This window comes from Enterobacter sp. DC1 (genome assembly GCF_000568075.1).
Lineage (GTDB): Bacteria > Pseudomonadota > Gammaproteobacteria > Enterobacterales > Enterobacteriaceae > Enterobacter > Enterobacter asburiae.
This window is the reverse complement of record NZ_AZUA01000003.1, coordinates 98,535-116,276: the sequence shown is the minus strand read 5'-3', so window position 1 is coordinate 116,276 and position 17,742 is coordinate 98,535. Positions and strand designations below refer to the sequence as shown.

14 protein-coding genes and 2 tRNA genes are annotated in these 17,742 nt (G+C 53.5%); 1 reads left to right on the top strand and 15 read right to left on the bottom strand.

Features of this window, described 5'->3' with window-relative positions:
* Positions 1 to 101 precede the first annotated feature (101 nt).
* The 9 genes from nlpI to P346_RS11225 form a co-directional block, all read right to left on the bottom strand.
* A complete protein-coding gene (gene nlpI / locus P346_RS11185) occupies positions 102 to 986 on the bottom strand; it encodes a lipoprotein NlpI (RefSeq protein WP_023309331.1) in 885 nt (294 codons plus the stop codon).
* 108 nt (positions 987 to 1,094) lie between these two features.
* Entirely contained in the window at positions 1,095 to 3,233 is a 2,139-nt protein-coding gene (gene pnp, locus P346_RS11190) for a polyribonucleotide nucleotidyltransferase (protein WP_023309332.1), read from the bottom strand.
* Between the two features lie 242 nt (positions 3,234 to 3,475).
* Positions 3,476 to 3,745: a 30S ribosomal protein S15 gene (rpsO, locus tag P346_RS11195; RefSeq protein WP_003861789.1), complete on the bottom strand. Its 270-nt coding sequence runs from the start codon at positions 3,743 to 3,745 to the stop codon at positions 3,476 to 3,478.
* Positions 3,746 to 3,899: 154 nt separating this feature from the next.
* Complete coding sequence (gene truB, locus P346_RS11200) at positions 3,900 to 4,850, bottom strand: tRNA pseudouridine(55) synthase TruB (protein WP_029739630.1); 951 nt, start codon at positions 4,848 to 4,850, stop codon at positions 3,900 to 3,902.
* Positions 4,850 to 5,254, bottom strand: coding sequence for a 30S ribosome-binding factor RbfA (gene rbfA, locus P346_RS11205; protein ID WP_003024988.1), 405 nt, complete (start codon positions 5,252 to 5,254; stop codon positions 4,850 to 4,852). The genes truB and rbfA overlap by 1 nt, the downstream gene beginning before the upstream one ends.
* An 89-nt stretch (positions 5,255 to 5,343) precedes the next feature.
* Positions 5,344 to 8,031, bottom strand: coding sequence for a translation initiation factor IF-2 (gene infB / locus P346_RS11210; RefSeq protein WP_029739629.1), 2,688 nt, complete (start codon positions 8,029 to 8,031; stop codon positions 5,344 to 5,346).
* Positions 8,032 to 8,055: 24 nt separating this feature from the next.
* The gene (gene nusA, locus P346_RS11215) at positions 8,056 to 9,558 is read right to left on the bottom strand and encodes a transcription termination factor NusA (protein WP_029739628.1); all 1,503 of its coding nucleotides are present in this window, start codon (positions 9,556 to 9,558) and stop codon (positions 8,056 to 8,058) included.
* 28 nt (positions 9,559 to 9,586) lie between these two features.
* The gene (gene rimP / locus P346_RS11220; RefSeq protein ID WP_014833432.1) at positions 9,587 to 10,039 is read right to left on the bottom strand and encodes a ribosome maturation factor RimP; all 453 of its coding nucleotides are present in this window, start codon (positions 10,037 to 10,039) and stop codon (positions 9,587 to 9,589) included.
* A gap of 207 nt (positions 10,040 to 10,246) precedes the next feature.
* Positions 10,247 to 10,323 (bottom strand) — tRNA-Met (locus P346_RS11225).
* Between the two features lie 287 nt (positions 10,324 to 10,610).
* Between P346_RS11225 and argG the strand changes: the two genes are divergently transcribed.
* On the top strand, positions 10,611 to 11,957 hold the full coding sequence (gene argG, locus P346_RS11230; RefSeq protein WP_023309336.1) for an argininosuccinate synthase: 1,347 nt from the start codon (positions 10,611 to 10,613) through the stop codon (positions 11,955 to 11,957).
* Positions 11,958 to 12,148: 191 nt separating this feature from the next.
* Here the strand turns inward: argG and P346_RS11235 are convergent.
* The 6 genes from P346_RS11235 to rlmE all read right to left on the bottom strand — a co-directional run bounded on the left by P346_RS11235 (position 12,149) and on the right by rlmE (position 17,741).
* Positions 12,149 to 12,235, bottom strand: a tRNA-Leu gene (locus P346_RS11235).
* Between the two features lie 9 nt (positions 12,236 to 12,244).
* Entirely contained in the window at positions 12,245 to 12,577 is a 333-nt protein-coding gene (gene secG, locus P346_RS11240; protein WP_032659724.1) for a preprotein translocase subunit SecG, read from the bottom strand.
* A 223-nt stretch (positions 12,578 to 12,800) separates the two neighbouring features.
* Positions 12,801 to 14,138: a phosphoglucosamine mutase gene (gene glmM / locus P346_RS11245; protein WP_023309339.1), complete on the bottom strand. Its 1,338-nt coding sequence runs from the start codon at positions 14,136 to 14,138 to the stop codon at positions 12,801 to 12,803.
* On the bottom strand, positions 14,131 to 14,979 hold the full coding sequence (gene folP, locus P346_RS11250) for a dihydropteroate synthase (protein WP_032659721.1): 849 nt from the start codon (positions 14,977 to 14,979) through the stop codon (positions 14,131 to 14,133). The genes glmM and folP overlap by 8 nt, the downstream gene beginning before the upstream one ends.
* 98 nt (positions 14,980 to 15,077) lie before the next feature.
* Entirely contained in the window at positions 15,078 to 17,012 is a 1,935-nt protein-coding gene (gene ftsH, locus P346_RS11255; protein ID WP_029739626.1) for an ATP-dependent zinc metalloprotease FtsH, read from the bottom strand.
* Between the two features lie 102 nt (positions 17,013 to 17,114).
* Positions 17,115 to 17,741 (bottom strand): 23S rRNA (uridine(2552)-2'-O)-methyltransferase RlmE, encoded by a 627-nt coding sequence (rlmE, locus tag P346_RS11260; protein ID WP_010436004.1) that lies wholly within the window; start codon positions 17,739 to 17,741, stop codon positions 17,115 to 17,117.
* Position 17,742: the final 1 nt, after the last annotated feature.

The following is a 17,742-nucleotide window of genomic DNA, read 5'->3' as shown; positions in this document are numbered from 1 at the left end:
GTGTGAACCGGCTCAAAGTAGGTGTATTGACGAACAACAACGCCCTCACCAGTTAAGGTGATGGCAATCAAAAGATTACGGGCTGATGTTTATGTCGTCAGCTATTGCTGGTCCGATTCTGCCAGGTCGTCATGCTCCTGGCCCAAGAGCGATAATTCCAACAATGCATAACGGTGCTCAACGAAGTTGTGTACGTTGTTAGCAACCGCTAATTTGAACAGTGCCGTAGCGCTGTCCATATCCCCCAGACTTAGGTAGTACTTACCTAAATAGAAGTTGGTTTCACTGAGATGCTCAGCGAGCGAGGTGTTATCCGTTGCGTCCGCCTTGAGGCGTTCCATCAGCGTTGCTTCGCTAATGTTGCCCAGGTAGAACTCGACAATGTTCCATCCCCATTGTTCCTTGTCCGATTTATCGAAGCGCTGTTTCAGTGCCTCTTTTGCCTGCTTCTCATCGAGCTTCCGCTCAACGATGTAAAGCCACAGGCTACGGAAAGGATCATTAGGATCGTCTTGATAAAACGCCAGCAGATCATCTTGCGCTAACTTATCACGACCGCCGTAATACAATGCGATACCGCGATTCAAGTGCGCGTAGTTGTAAGTTGGATCAAGCTCAAGTACAGAATCAAACGCTTCATAGGCAGCATCAAAATTGCCTGCCTGCGTTAAATAAATGCCTAAGTAATTGAATACTTCAGGCATATCAGGTCGGATAGCCAGCGCTTGTGAAAAATCATTTCGCGCCAATGCCCTCAGACCGAGACTATCATACAACACTCCGCGCTCATATAAAAGCTGTGCGCGTTCTTCATCGGTTAAAGCCCGACTGGCAAGTATTTGTTCCATGCGTGCCAGAATCACTTCCTGCTGCAAAGTCGGTTGCAATGGCACTGCGAGGACTTCGCTCTTACGCCAGGCAGAGTTGCTGCATCCTGCCAGCGTTAAAGCTGTCGCAACGAAACACCAGCGCAAAAAAGGCTTCATTTCCCACTCCCGAAGACAACTATTGGATGAACGTCCTGTCCCCCGGCGGCTTAACAAGGCGTCCTGCCTGATAATAGGCCCTCCGCAAAGCGGAGGGCAAATGGCAACTTACTCGCCTTGCTGTTCTGCTGCCTGTGCTTCTGGCGCAGCAGCTGGCTGAGACTGCTCGGTTGCTTCTTTAATGCTCAGACGGATACGGCCCTGGCGATCAACTTCCAGAACTTTCACCGGGACTTCCTGACCCATCTGCAGGTAATCGGTCACTTTCTCAACGCGCTTGTCAGCGATCTGAGAGATGTGAACCAGACCTTCTTTACCGCCACCGATGGCAACGAACGCGCCAAAGTCAACGATACGGGTCACTTTACCTGCGTAGACGCGGCCCACTTCGATCTCTGCCGTGATTTCTTCGATGCGACGGATCGCGAATTTCGCTTTCTCGCCGTCGGTTGCTGCGATCTTCACAGTACCGTCATCTTCGATTTCGATCGTGGTGCCAGTCTCTTCGGTCAGCGCACGGATTACGGAACCGCCCTTACCGATAACATCTTTGATCTTGTCTGGATTGATCTTGATGGTGTGGATACGTGGAGCGAACTGAGAAATGTCGCCACGCGGCGCGTTAATCGCCTGTTCCATCACGCCCAGGATGTGCAGACGCGCACCTTTAGCCTGGTTCAGAGCAACCTGCATGATCTCTTTGGTGATACCTTCAATTTTGATATCCATCTGCAGCGCAGAGATACCTTCGCGGGAACCCGCGACTTTGAAGTCCATATCGCCCAGGTGGTCTTCGTCGCCCAGGATGTCAGACAGAACAACAAAGTTGTCGCCTTCTTTCACCAGACCCATAGCGATACCAGCCACAGCTGCTTTGATTGGTACGCCTGCATCCATCAGCGCCAGAGAAGCACCACATACGGAAGCCATGGAAGAAGAGCCGTTGGATTCGGTGATTTCAGAAACCACACGTACGGTGTACGGGAACTTGTCAGCTTCTGGCATTACTGCCAGCACGCCGCGCTTCGCCAGACGACCGTGACCAATTTCACGACGCTTCGGCGAGCCAACCATACCGGTTTCGCCTACGGAGTACGGAGGGAAGTTGTAGTGGAACAGGAAGCTGTCAGTGCGCTCGCCCATCAGTTCGTCGATGATCTGTGCATCACGTGCAGTACCCAGGGTCGCGGTTACCAGCGCCTGCGTTTCGCCACGGGTGAACAGCGCGGAACCGTGAGTACGTGGCAGAACGCCAGTACGCACATCCAGACCACGGATCATGTCTTTTTCGCGGCCATCGATACGCGGCTCGCCTGCCAGTACGCGGCTACGAACAACGTTTTTCTCGATTGCGTGCAGGATGTCGCTCAGTTCGTTAGCGTCCAGCGCTTCGTCTTCAGCAACCAGGGTCGCGATAGTTTCAGACTTGATCACGTCAACCTGAGCGTAACGCTCCTGTTTGTCAGTAATGCGGTATGCATCGCTCAGACGAGATTCTGCCAGGGCTGCAACGCGTGCGTTCAGCGCGTCGTTTGCCGCTTCTGGCTGCCAGTCCCAACGTGGTTTACCGGCTTCTTTCACCAGGTCGTTGATGTTCTGGATAACGATCTGCTGCTGGTCGTGGCCAAATACCACAGCGCCCAGCATCTGGTCTTCGCTCAGCAGTTCTGCTTCGGATTCAACCATCAGCACAGCGGCTTCAGTACCCGCAACAACCAGGTCCAGCTTACTTTCTTTCAGCTCTTCCTGGGTTGGGTTCAGCACGTACTGGTCGTTGATGTAGCCAACGCGCGCGGCACCGATTGGGCCATTGAATGGAATACCAGACAGTGACAGGGCAGCGGATGCGCCGATCATGGCAACGATGTCCGGGTTAACCTGTGGGTTAACGGAAACAACGGTCGCGATAACCTGTACTTCGTTAACGAAGCCTTCCGGGAACAGCGGACGAACCGGGCGGTCAATCAGACGCGCAATCAGGGTTTCGCCTTCGCTTGGACGGCCTTCACGACGGAAGAAACCACCCGGGATTTTACCGGCAGCGTAGGTACGCTCCTGGTAGTTAACGGTCAGCGGGAAGAAGTCCTGACCTGGTTTAGCTTTTTTCTGGCCAACAACGGTAACGAATACCGCAGTGTCATCCATGCTTACCATAACGGCAGCAGTAGCCTGACGTGCCATCATGCCGGTTTCCAGCGTGACGGTATGTTGACCGTACTGGAATTTACGAACGATCGGATTCAGCAAAGTTCTGTCCTTTCTTAAATGTTTGACAGCACACCACCGGTGTGCTGTCGATTTAACCCGACCTTCTTCGCATCCTCGCGACTAATGACAACCAACACCCCCATGGGTGAAGCCTCTCATTAGCCGCGCGAACCTCTGCAATGAAGATCATTTATAGCAACAATACAATAGTTTCCAGTGAATTGCTGCCGTCTGGTTGAAAAAAGGGGCCATCAGGCCCCCTTTTCTGAAACTCGCAAGAATTAGCGACGCAGACCCAGACGCTCGATCAGCGCGGTGTAGCGTGCAACATCTTTACGTTTCAGGTAGTCGAGCAGTTTACGACGCTGAGAAACCATACGCAGCAGACCACGACGGCTGTGGTGATCTTTTTTGTGCTCTGCAAAGTGACCCTGCAGGTGGTTAATCTGTGCAGTCAGCAGTGCAACCTGAACTTCAGTAGAACCGCTGTCGTTAGTACCACGACCAAACTCAGAAACGATTTTAGCTTTAGCTTCAACGCTTAGAGACATTTTCAAACTCCAAAGTATAAAGAATGTAAGGATGCCGATCTCTAATTCAGCAATCCCATGTACGCCCCGCAGATTGTTAAACAATTTACCAGGCGTTAAGCGGCGATATTCTACTCGTCTCCCCTGCTTATCGCAAGGTGAGCCGTTATCACCGTCACGCGTCGACCGGATATTCGACGACCAGGCGACGCGGCGCAACGCGCCCTTCGCCGTCCATTTCGCCCATACCGATGAATTTCCCTTCGTCACCTTCGGTCACGCGTACCAGTCCTTCCAGCGGCGCTTGTGCCGTACGAACCGGGTTGCCGTTCTTAAAGTAAACGGACGATGTTAAAGGAAGATTAACAACCGGGAAGTCCGCTGCCGGACTGTCCATCGGCATCAGCAAGGGATCCAGCAAATCTGCCGGCGCGATCCCCTGCGCTTCCGCCTGTTCTACCAGCTCGCGCAGCTGTTCCAGGGTCACCATCCGCTCCACCGGATACTTGCTCACCGCCAGACGACGCAGGTAGATCACATGCGCGCCGCAGCCCAGCTTTTCACCGAGGTCGTCGATGATGGTGCGAATATAGGTGCCTTTCGAACAGTGCACTTCCAGCTCCAGCTCATCGCCTTCATGGCGAATAAACAGCAGCTCGTACACGGTTATCGGACGGGCTTCACGCGGGACGTCAATGCCCTGGCGCGCATATTCGTAGAGCTTCTTGCCCTGATATTTCAGCGCAGAATACATCGACGGCACCTGCATCGTGTCTCCACGGAAGCTTTCCAGCGCGGCATCAAGCTGTTCCGCGCTGAAGGTCACCGGGCGCTCTTCTACTACCTGGCCGTCCGCGTCGGAGGTATCCGTGCGCTGGCCCAGTTTAGCGATAACGCGGTAACGCTTATCGGAGTCGAGCAGGTACTGGGAAAACTTTGTCGCCTCTCCCAGGCAGACCGGCAGCATGCCGGTTGCCAGCGGATCGAGCGCGCCGGTGTGGCCCGCACGGTTGGCGTTATAGATACGCTTAACTTTCTGCAGCACGTCGTTGCTGGAAGCGCCCTGGGGTTTATCCAGCAGCAGCACACCATGCACGTCGCGACCACGACGACGAGGACGACTCATTAGTCCTCCTTGCTGTCGTCCGCCGGGTTAACACGACGCTCGTCGTCATGTTTAACCACGCTGGTCACCAGGTTGGACATACGCATACCTTCGACCAGCGAGTTGTCGTAGAAGAAGGTCAGCTCAGGCACGATACGCAGACGCATCGCTTTGCCAAGCAGGGAGCGGATGAAACCAGAGGCTTCCTGCAGCGCTTTAATGCCGTTTTTCACTGCCGCTTCGTCCTGATCGTTCAGGAAGGTGACGAACACTTTTGCATACGCCAGATCGCGGGACATTTCGACACCGGAAACGGTGGTCATCATGCCGACGCGCGGGTCTTTAATTTCACGTTGCAGAATGAGTGCGATCTCTTTCTGCATTTCCTGCGCTACGCGCTGAGGGCGACCAAATTCTTTCGCCATAATAAATTCTCCAGACAAAAAAGGGGCTAAAAGCCCCTTTTAAAATTATTGCCGGGTGGCGCGAGGCGATCCCGGCTTACAATCGGTAATTAAGCGATGGTACGCTGAATTTCGATGATCTCGAACACTTCGATCATATCGCCAACGCGAACGTCGTTGTAGTTCTTCACGCCGATACCACATTCCATGCCGTTACGGACTTCGTTAACGTCATCTTTGAAGCGGCGCAGGGATTCCAGCTCGCCTTCGTAGATAACCACGTTGTCACGCAGTACGCGGATTGGGTTGTGACGCTTGATGTTACCTTCGGTAACCATACAGCCCGCGATCGCACCGAATTTCGGTGATTTGAACACGTCACGTACTTCAGCCAGACCGATGATCTGCTGTTTCAGCTCAGGAGACAGCATGCCGCTCATCGCTGCTTTCACTTCGTCGATCAGGTTATAGATGACGGAGTAGTAACGCAGATCCAGGCTTTCGGCTTCAATTACTTTACGCGCAGATGCATCCGCACGAACGTTGAAGCCAACCAGGATAGCGTTGGAGGCAGCAGCCAGGGTCGCGTCGGTTTCGGTGATACCACCTACGCCAGAACCGATGATCTTCACTTTCACTTCGTCGGTAGACAGTTTCAGCAAGGAGTCGGAGATCGCTTCCACAGAACCCTGAACGTCGGCTTTCAGAACGATGTTCACTTCGTGAACTTCGCCCTCGGTCATGTTGGCAAACATGTTCTCGAGTTTAGATTTCTGCTGACGCGCCAGTTTAACTTCACGGAATTTGCCCTGACGATACAGTGCCACTTCACGCGCTTTCTTCTCGTCACGCACAACGGTCACTTCGTCACCGGCAGCCGGAACACCGGACAGACCCAGGATTTCCACTGGAATGGACGGACCCGCTTCCAGAACTTCCTGACCCAGTTCGTTACGCATCGCACGAACGCGGCCGTATTCGAAGCCACACAGAACGATGTCGCCCTTGTTCAGGGTACCTTCACGAACCAGAACGGTTGCAACCGGACCACGACCTTTATCCAGGAAGGATTCGATCACCGCGCCGCTCGCCATACCATTACGGATCGCTTTCAGCTCCAGAACTTCAGCCTGCAGCAGGATCGCGTTCAGCAGGTCGTCAATACCGGTACCCGCTTTAGCAGATACAGGGATGAACTGCGCTTCACCGCCCCACTCTTCCGGCATAACGCCGTACTGAGACAGTTCGTTCTTCACGCGGTCCAGATCGGCTTCTGGCTTATCGATTTTGTTGACTGCAACAACCAGAGGCACCTGCGCCGCTTTCGCGTGCTGGATAGCTTCGATGGTCTGTGGCATCACGCCGTCGTCTGCAGCAACAACCAGTACTACGATATCCGTTGCCTGAGCACCACGAGCACGCATTGAGGTAAACGCTGCGTGGCCTGGGGTATCCAGGAAGGTGATCATGCCGTTTTCGGTTTCTACGTGGTAAGCACCGATGTGCTGGGTAATACCACCCGCTTCACCAGAGGCAACCTTAGTAGAACGAATGTAGTCAAGCAGAGAGGTTTTACCGTGGTCAACGTGACCCATGATGGTCACAACCGGTGCACGCGGTTCAGCCGCAGCGCCAGTGTCACGGTCGCTCATTACTGCTTCTTCCAGCTCGTTTTCACGACGCAGGATAACTTTGTGGCCCATCTCTTCAGCAACCAGCTGTGCGGTTTCCTGATCGATCACCTGGTTGATGGTCGCCATGGCGCCCAGTTTCATCATCGCTTTGATGACCTGAGAACCTTTAACCGCCATCTTATTCGCCAGATCGCCAACGGTGATGGTTTCGCCAATCACGACGTCACGGTTAACGGCCTGAGCAGGCTTCTGGAAGCTCTGCTGCAGCGCGGAACCTTTACGCTTGCCGCCTTTACCGCCGCGAACAGCAGCGCGTGCTTCTTCACGGTCAGCTTTGGATTCAGCGTGCTTGTTGCCTTTTTTCGCCGGACGCGCAGCTTTTGCATTACGGCCACGGCCACGACCGCCTTCAACTTCACGGTCGTTATCATCTTCAGCCTGACGCGCATGCTGAGAAGTGGTCACGTGATAGTCGCTGGTGTCTTCAGTCGGCTCAACGGTATTCACACCATTCTTCTCGTTTTCTTCTGCCATACGGCGCGCTTCTTCGGCGACGCGGCGAGCTTCTTCTTCCAGCTTACGGCGGGCTTCTTCTTCCGCTTTACGCTTCAGCTCGGCAGCTTCATTTTCACGGCGGGCTTTTTCAGCCTGGGCGGTTTTGGTCATTTCGTCTGTCTGTTGATTGCTCACTTTGTCTTTTTCCGCAGCGTCACGCTTCACTTTATCACTTGCGTCGCGTTTCGCTTTTTCTGCGGCCTCACGTTCAGCTTTTAATTCTGCTTCACGTTTGGCGGTTGCTTCCGCCTCACGCTGAGCTTGTTCTTCCGCTTCACGCTGTGCCTGCTCTTCCGCGGCAAGGCGTTCTGCCTCTTGCGGATCACGTTTTACAAAGGTGCGCGTCTTGCGGACTTCAATTTGTACCGATTTGCTTTTGCCACCGGTACCAGGGATGTTTAACGTGCTGCGCGTTTTGCGCTGCAGCGTTAACTTGTCAGGCGTAGAACCGTGTTCACGGTTCAGGTGCGTTAACAAGGTTTGTTTTTCTTGCGCGGTCACCGAGTCATCAGCAGACTTCGGGATCCCTGCATCAGCAAATTGCTGTACCAGGCGGTCCACGGAGGTCTGAATCTCAGCAGCCAGCGATTTTACAGTTACATCAGTCATGCTGTTCCTTCCTGCTACAGTTTATTACGCTTCGTCGCCGAACCAGCAAATATTACGTGCGGCCATGATGAGCTCGCCGGCTTTCTCGTCGGTTAAACCTTCGATATCAGCCAGGTCATCAACGCCTTGCTCAGCGAGATCTTCCAGCGTACAAACACCACGGGCAGCCAGCTTGAACGCAATCGCACGATCAAGACCTTCCAGATTCAGCAGGTCATCAGCCGGCTTCTTATCGCCAAGGCTTTCTTCCTGAGCCAGTGCCAGGGTGGTCAGTGCGTTTTTAGCGCGTTCACGCAGGGCTTCAACGGTTGGTTCATCCAGACCGTCAATTTCCAGCAGCTCTTTCATTGGCACATAGGCCAGTTCTTCCAGCGTAGAGAAACCTTCTTCAACCAGAACAGTGGCGAAGTCTTCGTCAATATCCAGGTATTTAGTGAAGGTATCGATCGCCGCATGGGCTTCAGCCTGATGCTTAGCCTGCAGGTCATCAACGGTCATTACGTTGAGTTCCCAGCCGCTCAGCTGTGACGCCAGGCGTACGTTCTGACCGTTACGGCCGATTGCCTGCGCCAGGTTGCCCGCTTCAACAGCGATATCCATGGTGTGTTTGTCTTCGTCAACAACGATAGACGCCACATCAGCTGGAGCCATTGCGTTGATCACGAACTGCGCCGGGTTGTCATCCCACAGAACGATATCAATACGTTCGCCGCCCAGCTCAGTAGAAACTGCCTGGACACGCGCACCGCGCATACCCACGCAAGCACCGACCGGGTCGATACGCTTGTCGTTAGTTTTCACCGCAATTTTCGCACGGGAGCCCGGATCGCGAGCCGCCGCTTTAATCTCGATAACTTCTTCACCGATTTCCGGCACTTCGATACGGAACAGTTCTACCAGCATTTCTGGTTTAGAACGGGTCACGAACAGCTGTGCACCACGCGCTTCAGGACGAACGGCGTACAGAACACCGCGGATACGGTCGCCTGGACGGAAGTTTTCACGCGGCAGCATATCTTCACGCAGGATCACGGCTTCAGCGTTACCCGGCAACCCTTCAGATTTGATCTCCAGGGAGATATTGTCGCGGTTCACTTTCTTCACCACACCGGTGATGATTTCGCCTTCCTGATCGCGGAACTGATCGACAACCAGCGCGCGCTCGGCTTCGCGAACTTTCTGCACGATAACCTGTTTAGCGGTCTGGGTCGTGATACGGTCGAAGGTGACAGATTCAATCTGATCTTCAACGTACTCGCCCACGTTCAGACTTTCGTCTTCAAAACGGGCGGCTTCCAGCGTGATCTCTTTGGTCGGCTGGGTCACTTCTTCAACGATTACCCAACGACGGAATGTATCGAAGTCACCGCTTTTACGATCGATTTCTACGCGAACATCGATCTCTTGTTCGTATTTTTTCTTGGTTGCTGTAGCCAGTGCACTTTCCAGCGCTTCGAAAATCTTCTCACGCGGCAGTGATTTCTCGTTGGAGACGGCTTCAACAACAGCCAAAATTTCTTTGTTCATCGCGGGCTTTTCACCTCAATCCAGACTGTTAAAAGTGGGGAACCAGGTTCGCCTTCTGGATATTACTCAGCGCGAACACTTCATCTTTGCCTTCGACTGTCACCGTGATCATTTCACCATCAACGGCTTTGATAATTCCCTGCCATTTACGGCGGTTCTGTACGGCCATACGCAGAACGAGAGCCACTTCTTCACCGGTAAAGCGCACATAGTGCTCGGCCGTGAACATCGGGCGATCGAGGCCAGGTGAGGAAACTTCCAGGTTGTACGCAACGGTAATCGGGTCTTCAACATCAAGAACCGCACTCACCTGGTGGCTGACATCAGCACAATCATCAACATTGATGCCATCTTCACTATCAATATAGATGCGCAGCGTCGATGTACGGCCGCGAACGAATTCGATGCCGACCAGTTCGTAGCCCAGTGCTTCGACCGGTGCAGTAATCATCTCTGTTAATTTTTGCTCTAATGTGGACAAGCCCACCCCCAAGACATAAAAAAAGGGCGTAAAGCCCAGTTATTCTGTAGTCAGATAACAAAAAACCCCGATAAATCGGGGCTTTAGATAACTGAACCCTATAGCCACAACTGTGGCCTGGAGCACTTTCCGAAAGAATTTTTTCAAATCCAGCTACGAAGGCTCTAAGTCTTCACAGTATATTTGAAAAAGAACTTTATGGGAAAGTGGTTGCGGGGGCCGGATTTGAACCGACGACCTTCGGGTTATGAGCCCGACGAGCTACCAGGCTGCTCCACCCCGCGCCTGAAACGTGGCAAATTCTACGCGTTTTGGACAGAATTTGCAAATAATGCTGGGATTTGGTACCGAAGACGGGACGTAAAATCGGCGTTTAGTATATTGATAGTTGACCCCACCTGTCAACCCAACTTCCGCCAGATCGATTAGACCAAAATTTTTACAAAAAACGCACGACTCTCTTCCGGTCTTCGCCAAAAGATGATTAAATGAATACTCACTTATTTTGCATAAAAATGCACAAGAGAGCGAAAGCGGTCTCTAATCAGTCAATCAAGCAGGGTTTTATTCTATGACGACTATTCTCAAGCATCTTCCGGTAGGACAACGTATTGGCATCGCTTTCTCAGGCGGCCTGGATACCAGTGCTGCACTGCTGTGGATGCGCCAGAAGGGAGCGGTTCCGTACGCCTATACTGCGAACCTGGGTCAGCCGGATGAGGACGACTATGATGCCATTCCTCGTCGCGCTAAAGAGTATGGTGCAGAGAACGCGCGCCTGATTGACTGCCGTAAGCAACTGGTCGCTGAAGGTATCGCGGCTATTCAGTGCGGTGCGTTCCATAACACCACCGGCGGACTGACCTACTTCAACACCACCCCGCTGGGCCGTGCGGTCACCGGCACCATGCTGGTTGCGGCGATGAAAGAAGACGGCGTCAACATCTGGGGTGACGGTAGCACCTATAAAGGTAACGATATTGAACGTTTCTATCGTTATGGCCTGCTGACCAACGCCGAACTGCAGATCTACAAGCCGTGGCTGGACACCGACTTCATCGACGAGCTGGGTGGCCGCCATGAGATGTCCGAGTTTATGATCGCCTGCGGTTTCGACTATAAGATGTCAGTCGAGAAAGCCTATTCCACCGACTCCAACATGCTGGGTGCGACGCACGAAGCGAAAGACCTGGAGTTCCTGAACTCCAGCGTGAAGATCGTTAACCCGATCATGGGCGTGAAGTTCTGGGACGAGAACGTCAAAATCCAGGCTGAAGAAGTGACCGTGCGTTTCGAACGCGGCCATCCGGTTGCGCTCAACGGTAAAACCTTCTCTGATGATGTTGAGCTGATGCTGGAAGCTAACCGTATTGGCGGTCGTCACGGTCTGGGCATGAGCGATCAGATTGAAAACCGCATCATCGAAGCGAAAAGCCGTGGCATCTATGAAGCCCCGGGAATGGCCCTGCTGCACATCGCTTACGAGCGTCTGCTGACCGGCATTCACAACGAAGACACCATTGAGCAGTATCACTCACATGGCCGTCAGTTGGGTAAACTGCTGTATCAGGGCCGCTGGTTCGATCCACAGGCGCTGATGCTGCGCGATGCGCTGCAGCGTTGGGTGGCAAGCGCGATCACCGGTGAAGTAACGCTGGAACTGCGTCGCGGTAACGACTACTCCATCCTGAATACCGTGTCTGACAACCTGACCTATAAAGCAGAGCGTCTGACCATGGAGAAAGGTGAATCAGTATTCTCGCCGGACGATCGTATTGGTCAGCTGACCATGCGGAACCTGGACATCACCGATACCCGCGAGAAGCTGTTCAACTATGTTGAGAATGGCCTGCTCTCCGCGAATTCCGGTAACGGTTTGCCGCAGGTTGAAAACCTGGAGCACAGCGATAAGAAGTAATCGCTGATATAACGTGCAAAAGGCGCCCACAGGGCGCCTTTTTTATTTTGATTTTCGTAGGCCCGGTAAGCGCGGCGCCACCGGGCAACATGGCGGGTGGCGCATGCGCTTACCCGCCCTACAAAAGATCGGAGACTCGCAATCTACAGACGAAAAAAAAGACGTCTTTCGACGTCTTTCTTCTGGAATATTGGTACCGAGGATGGGACTCGAACCCACAAGCCCGTTAGGGCACTACCACCTCAAGGTAGCGTGTCTACCAATTCCACCACCTCGGTACAGAATACTTAGTGCGGGATATCGCTGGCTGGCTTAGCCGGCGCTGCTGGCTGAGTTTGCTCAGTTTTCGCTGGCGCGCTCAGATTTTCCCACTCGCTTCCTTTGCTGGTCTTGTTGCTGTTGATATTGCCAAGCACCAGACTGATGATGAAGAACAGCGTAGCCAGAATCGCCGTTGTGCGGGTCATGAAGTTCGCAGAACCACTTGAACCGAACAGCGTACCGGAAGCGCCTGCTCCGAAGGAGGCTCCCATATCAGCGCCTTTACCTTGCTGCAGCATGATCAGCGCTACGAGAGCGATGGCTACAATAAGGAAAATAACTAAAAGAGCTTCGTACATAATCAACCTGTTCCTTGCGGATTTGCCGCATACCAATGCTTCGACCAATTAGCAGGATTTTTGTTTCCCACTGAAGCGGGTGTGAATACTAACCAAAGCGAATCACCTTCGCAAGGGCATTTTTGACGCATTGTATCAACTGCGGAAAAAAACAGCAAAAAGCCATTAATTGCTTAAAACAAAGGCGACAAAAGCCGCCTTTTTATACATTTAGCGTGCACAATTATGCAGCTTTCACAGCATCCGCAATACGGTGTGCAAATTCGGTTACCTGCGCTTCGTCTTCACCTTCCACCATCACGCGGATCAGCGGTTCAGTACCGGACTTACGCAGCAGCACGCGTCCACGATTGCCCAGGGCCGCTTCAACGTCAGCCATCACCGCTTTGACGTTCTCGTTTTCCAGCGGATCGCCTTTACCGGCAGTGAAGCGTACGTTTACCAGGATCTGTGGGAACATTTTCATCCCGCTGCACAGATCGTGCAGGCTCATATGGTTGCGCGCCATTGCGGCAACCACCTGCAGCGCGGCCACGATACCGTCACCGGTAGTGGTTTTATCAAGCAAAATCACGTGACCCGAGTTTTCTGCACCGATGCGCCAGCCCTTCTCCTGCAGTTTTTCCAGCACATAGCGGTCACCCACTTTCGCGCGGACAAACGGAATACCGAGCTGTTTCAGCGCCAGTTCCAGGCCCATGTTACTCATCAGCGTGCCCACCGCACCGCCGCGCAGCTGGCCCTGACGCAGGCCCTCACGGGCAATGATGTAGAGGATCTGATCGCCGTCGACCTTGTTACCTTCGTGGTCGACCATGATCACGCGGTCACCGTCGCCGTCCAGCGCAATGCCCAGGTCGGCTTTCTCTGCCAGAACACGCGCCTGCAGGGCACGAACGTCAGTTGCGCCCACCTGCTCGTTAATGTTCAGACCATCCGGCTCGCAGCCAATGGTGATGACTTTCGCACCCAGTTCGCGGAAAACATTCGGGGCGATGTGATAGGTCGCACCGTTTGCACAGTCCACCACGATTTTGAGGTGAGCCAGGCTCAGCTCATTCGGGAAGGTACCTTTACAGAATTCGATATAACGGCCCGCCGCATCAACGATACGGTTCGCTTTACCCAGCTCTGCGGAATCAACGCAGGTGATCTCTTTTTCCATTTCGGCTTCAATGGCTTCTTCCACGTCATCCGGGAGCTTGGTGCCGTCAATGGAGAAGAATTTAATGCCGTTGTCGTAGAACGGGTTGTGCGAAGCTGAGATGACAATCCCCGCTTCCGCACGGAAGGTGCGCGTCAGATACGCGACTGCAGGTGTCGGCATTGGGCCCGTAAAGGACGCGGACAGTCCAGCCGCCGCCAGACCCGCTTCCAGCGCTGATTCCAGCATATAGCCGGAAATACGGGTGTCTTTACCGATAATGATCTTACGAGAACCATGACGCGCCAGCACTTTGCCAGCAGCCCAGCCGAGCTTCAGGACAAAATCAGGGGTGATGGGAGCATCGCCTACACGCCCACGGATACCATCGGTACCAAAATACTTACGATTACTCATAGCGTTTGTTTTCCTTCGCTGCCAGTGTGGCTTCCACCACACGCATGGCTTCTACTGTTTCTTTGACGTCATGGACACGAATAATGTGCGCGCCCTGCATCGCCGCAATCACCGCGCAGGCCAGGCTGCCGCTCAGGCGCTCGCTCGGCCCCACGTTCAGCAACTGCCCAATCATCGACTTTCTCGACATCCCCACCAGCAGCGGCAGGTCAAAGTGATGGAATTCCGATAAGCGCGCAAGCAACGCATAATTGTGGGAGAGATTTTTACCGAAACCGAACCCTGGGTCGAGCAACAATTTCTCTTTTGAGATACCTGCACGTTCACAGCGCGCGATATGCTCAATAAAGAAGCGATTCACGTCGGCAAAGACATCGTCGTACTTTGGTGCTTCCTGCATGGTTTTCGGCTGACCCTGCATATGCATCAGGCATACCGGTAACCCCGTCTCTGCCGCAGCTTCAAGGGCGCCAGGCTCGGTGAGTGAACGAATATCATTGATAATGTGAGCGCCCACTCTCGCCACTTCACGAATTACTTCGGGTTTAGAGGTATCAACGGAGATCCATACTTCAAACCGCTGAGCGATTGCTTCAACCACCGGCACCACGCGCGCCAGCTCTTCTTCCACAGACACGTCCGCCGCCCCAGGACGCGTCGATTCACCGCCCACGTCAATGATGGTGGCACCCGAATTAATCATTAAATTCGCGTGCTTAACCGCCTCGATAAGCGTGTTATGTGTGCCGCCGTCAGAGAAAGAGTCAGGGGTAACATTCAGGATCCCCATCACATGGGGATGTGAAAGATCGAGATGCGAGTCCTGAGCGAATAGTTTCATGGCGAAATCCCTGGTATCTATATCGTTAAACAGAAATGAAAAACCCCGGAGCAAGCTCCAGGGTTTGAGTTACAGACAAACGCTTCAACAGCAGTGGCTTACTTATCGCCCAACTGTTCTGACATGGTGTTGCCCGGGTTTGGCGTACGCGGTTCATCAACCGGACGCGGCGCACGCGGGGTGCCGTTGTTGTCAGAATTATTGGAAGCGCCTGGGTCTTCCCAGCCTGCTGGCGGACGCACTTCACGGCGCGCCATCAGGTCGTCAATCTGCGGTGCATCGATGGTCTCATATTTCATGAGCGCATCTTTCATCGAATGCAGGATGTCCATATTGTCGGTCAGGATCTGGCGTGCACGTGCGTAGTTACGCTCTACCAGAGATTTTACTTCCTGGTCGATGATACGAGCCGTCTCATCGGACATATGTTTCGCTTTAGCCACAGAACGGCCCAGGAATACTTCACCCTCTTCCTCTGCATACAGCAGCGGACCGAGTTTGTCGGAGAAGCCCCACTGCGTGACCATGTTACGCGCCAGGTTTGTCGCAACTTTAATGTCGTTGGACGCACCGGTAGAAACATGTTCCACACCGTAGATAATCTCTTCTGCCAGACGACCGCCGTACAGGGTCGAAATCTGGCTTTCCAGCTTCTGACGGCTGGCGCTGATCGCGTCGCCTTCAGGCAGGAAGAAGGTCACACCCAGCGCACGACCGCGCGGAATAATCGTCACTTTATGCACCGGATCGTGTTCCGGCACGAGGCGACCGATAATCGCGTGACCCGCTTCGTGGTATGCCGTGGACTCTTTCTGCGCTTCTGTCATCACCATGGAGCGACGTTCCGCACCCATCATGATTTTGTCTTTCGCTTTCTCAAACTCCACCATCGATACGACGCGCTTGTTACCGCGAGCGGCAAACAGAGCAGCTTCGTTGACCAGGTTCGCCAGGTCCGCGCCGGAGAAGCCCGGGGTACCGCGCGCAATGATTGCCGCGTCGATATCTGGCGCCAGCGGTACGCGGCGCATGTGAACTTTCAGAATCTGTTCACGACCGCGAACGTCCGGCAGACCCACAACAACCTGACGGTCGAAACGGCCTGGACGCAGCAGCGCGGGGTCAAGTACGTCCGGACGGTTAGTCGCCGCGATAACGATGATACCTTCGTTACCTTCGAAGCCGTCCATCTCAACCAGCATCTGGTTCAGCGTCTGTTCACGTTCATCGTGACCACCACCCAGGCCTGCGCCACGCTGGCGGCCTACGGCGTCGATTTCATCGATGAAGATAATGCACGGTGCTGCCTTCTTGGCCTGCTCGAACATGTCACGCACACGAGATGCACCGACACCCACGAACATTTCGACGAAGTCAGAACCTGAAATAGTAAAGAACGGCACCTTCGCTTCACCCGCGATGGCTTTCGCCAGCAGGGTTTTACCGGTACCCGGAGGGCCAACCATCAGCACGCCTTTCGGGATCTTACCGCCCAGCTTCTGGAAACGGCTCGGTTCACGCAGGTACTCAACCAGTTCACCCACCTCTTCTTTCGCTTCGTCACAACCGGCAACATCAGCGAACGTGGTCTTGATCTGGTCTTCCGTCAGCATACGCGCCTTGCTCTTACCGAACGACATGGCACCTTTGCCACCGCCGCCCTGCATCTGGCGCATAAAGAAGATCCAAACGCCGATAAGAAGCAGCATCGGGAACCAGGAAATGAAGATAGAAGCCAGCAGGCTTGGTTCTTCTGGCGGCTCGCCAACTACCTTGACGTTTTTGGTCAGAAGGTTATCAAGCAGCTTAGGATCGTTCACCGGGATGTAAGTCGTGTAACGGTTACTATCTTTCTTGGTAACGTTGATCTCACGTCCGTTGATACGCGCTTCGCGAACCTGGTCCTGATTGACCTCCTGCAGGAAGGTAGAATAATCCACCTTGCGGCCATTCGACTCGCTGGGCCCAAAGCTCTGGAATACTGACATCAGCACGACGGCAATGACTAGCCAGAGAATTAGGTTTTTCGCCATGTCACTCAAGGGATTAACCTCACATTACAACTGTGTTAAAAACAGCGTCAGGATACTCTATATCCAGTTTCATTCAAACTTTCGCCTGAAATCTACCGGTTATCATTTTCGCCCGGTCGCTACAATATACACTTCTCGGGAACGGGCCCGGGAAGAGTCCGGCTTACGAACTTTAACCTTCGCAAACAGGGAGCGAATTTCCTTAAGATACTCCTCGAAACCTTCGCCCTGAAACACCTTCACAACAAAACTACCACCAGGCGCCAGAACATCACGACACATTTCTAACGCTAGCTCCACCAGATACATGCCGCGGGGGATATCCACCGCAGGTGTTCCACACATATTTGGTGCCATATCAGACATGACAACCTGAACCTTACTATCACCCACACGTTCAAGTAACGCTTTCAGCACTAATTCATCACGAAAGTCGCCCTGAAGGAAGTCGACACCGACGATGGGATCCATTGGTAAAAGATCGCACGCGATGATTCGACCCGCTCCGCCGATCTGCGTGACCGCATACTGGGACCATCCGCCAGGGGCAGCACCGAGGTCGACAACTGTCATCCCCGGCTTAAAAAGTTTGTCACTTTGCTGTATTTCATCAAGTTTAAACCAGGCGCGGGAACGTAACCCCTTTTTCTGCGCCTGCAGAACATATTTATCGCTAAAGTGTTCCTGAAGCCAGCGGCTGGAACTGGCAGAACGCTTTTTACCTGTCATT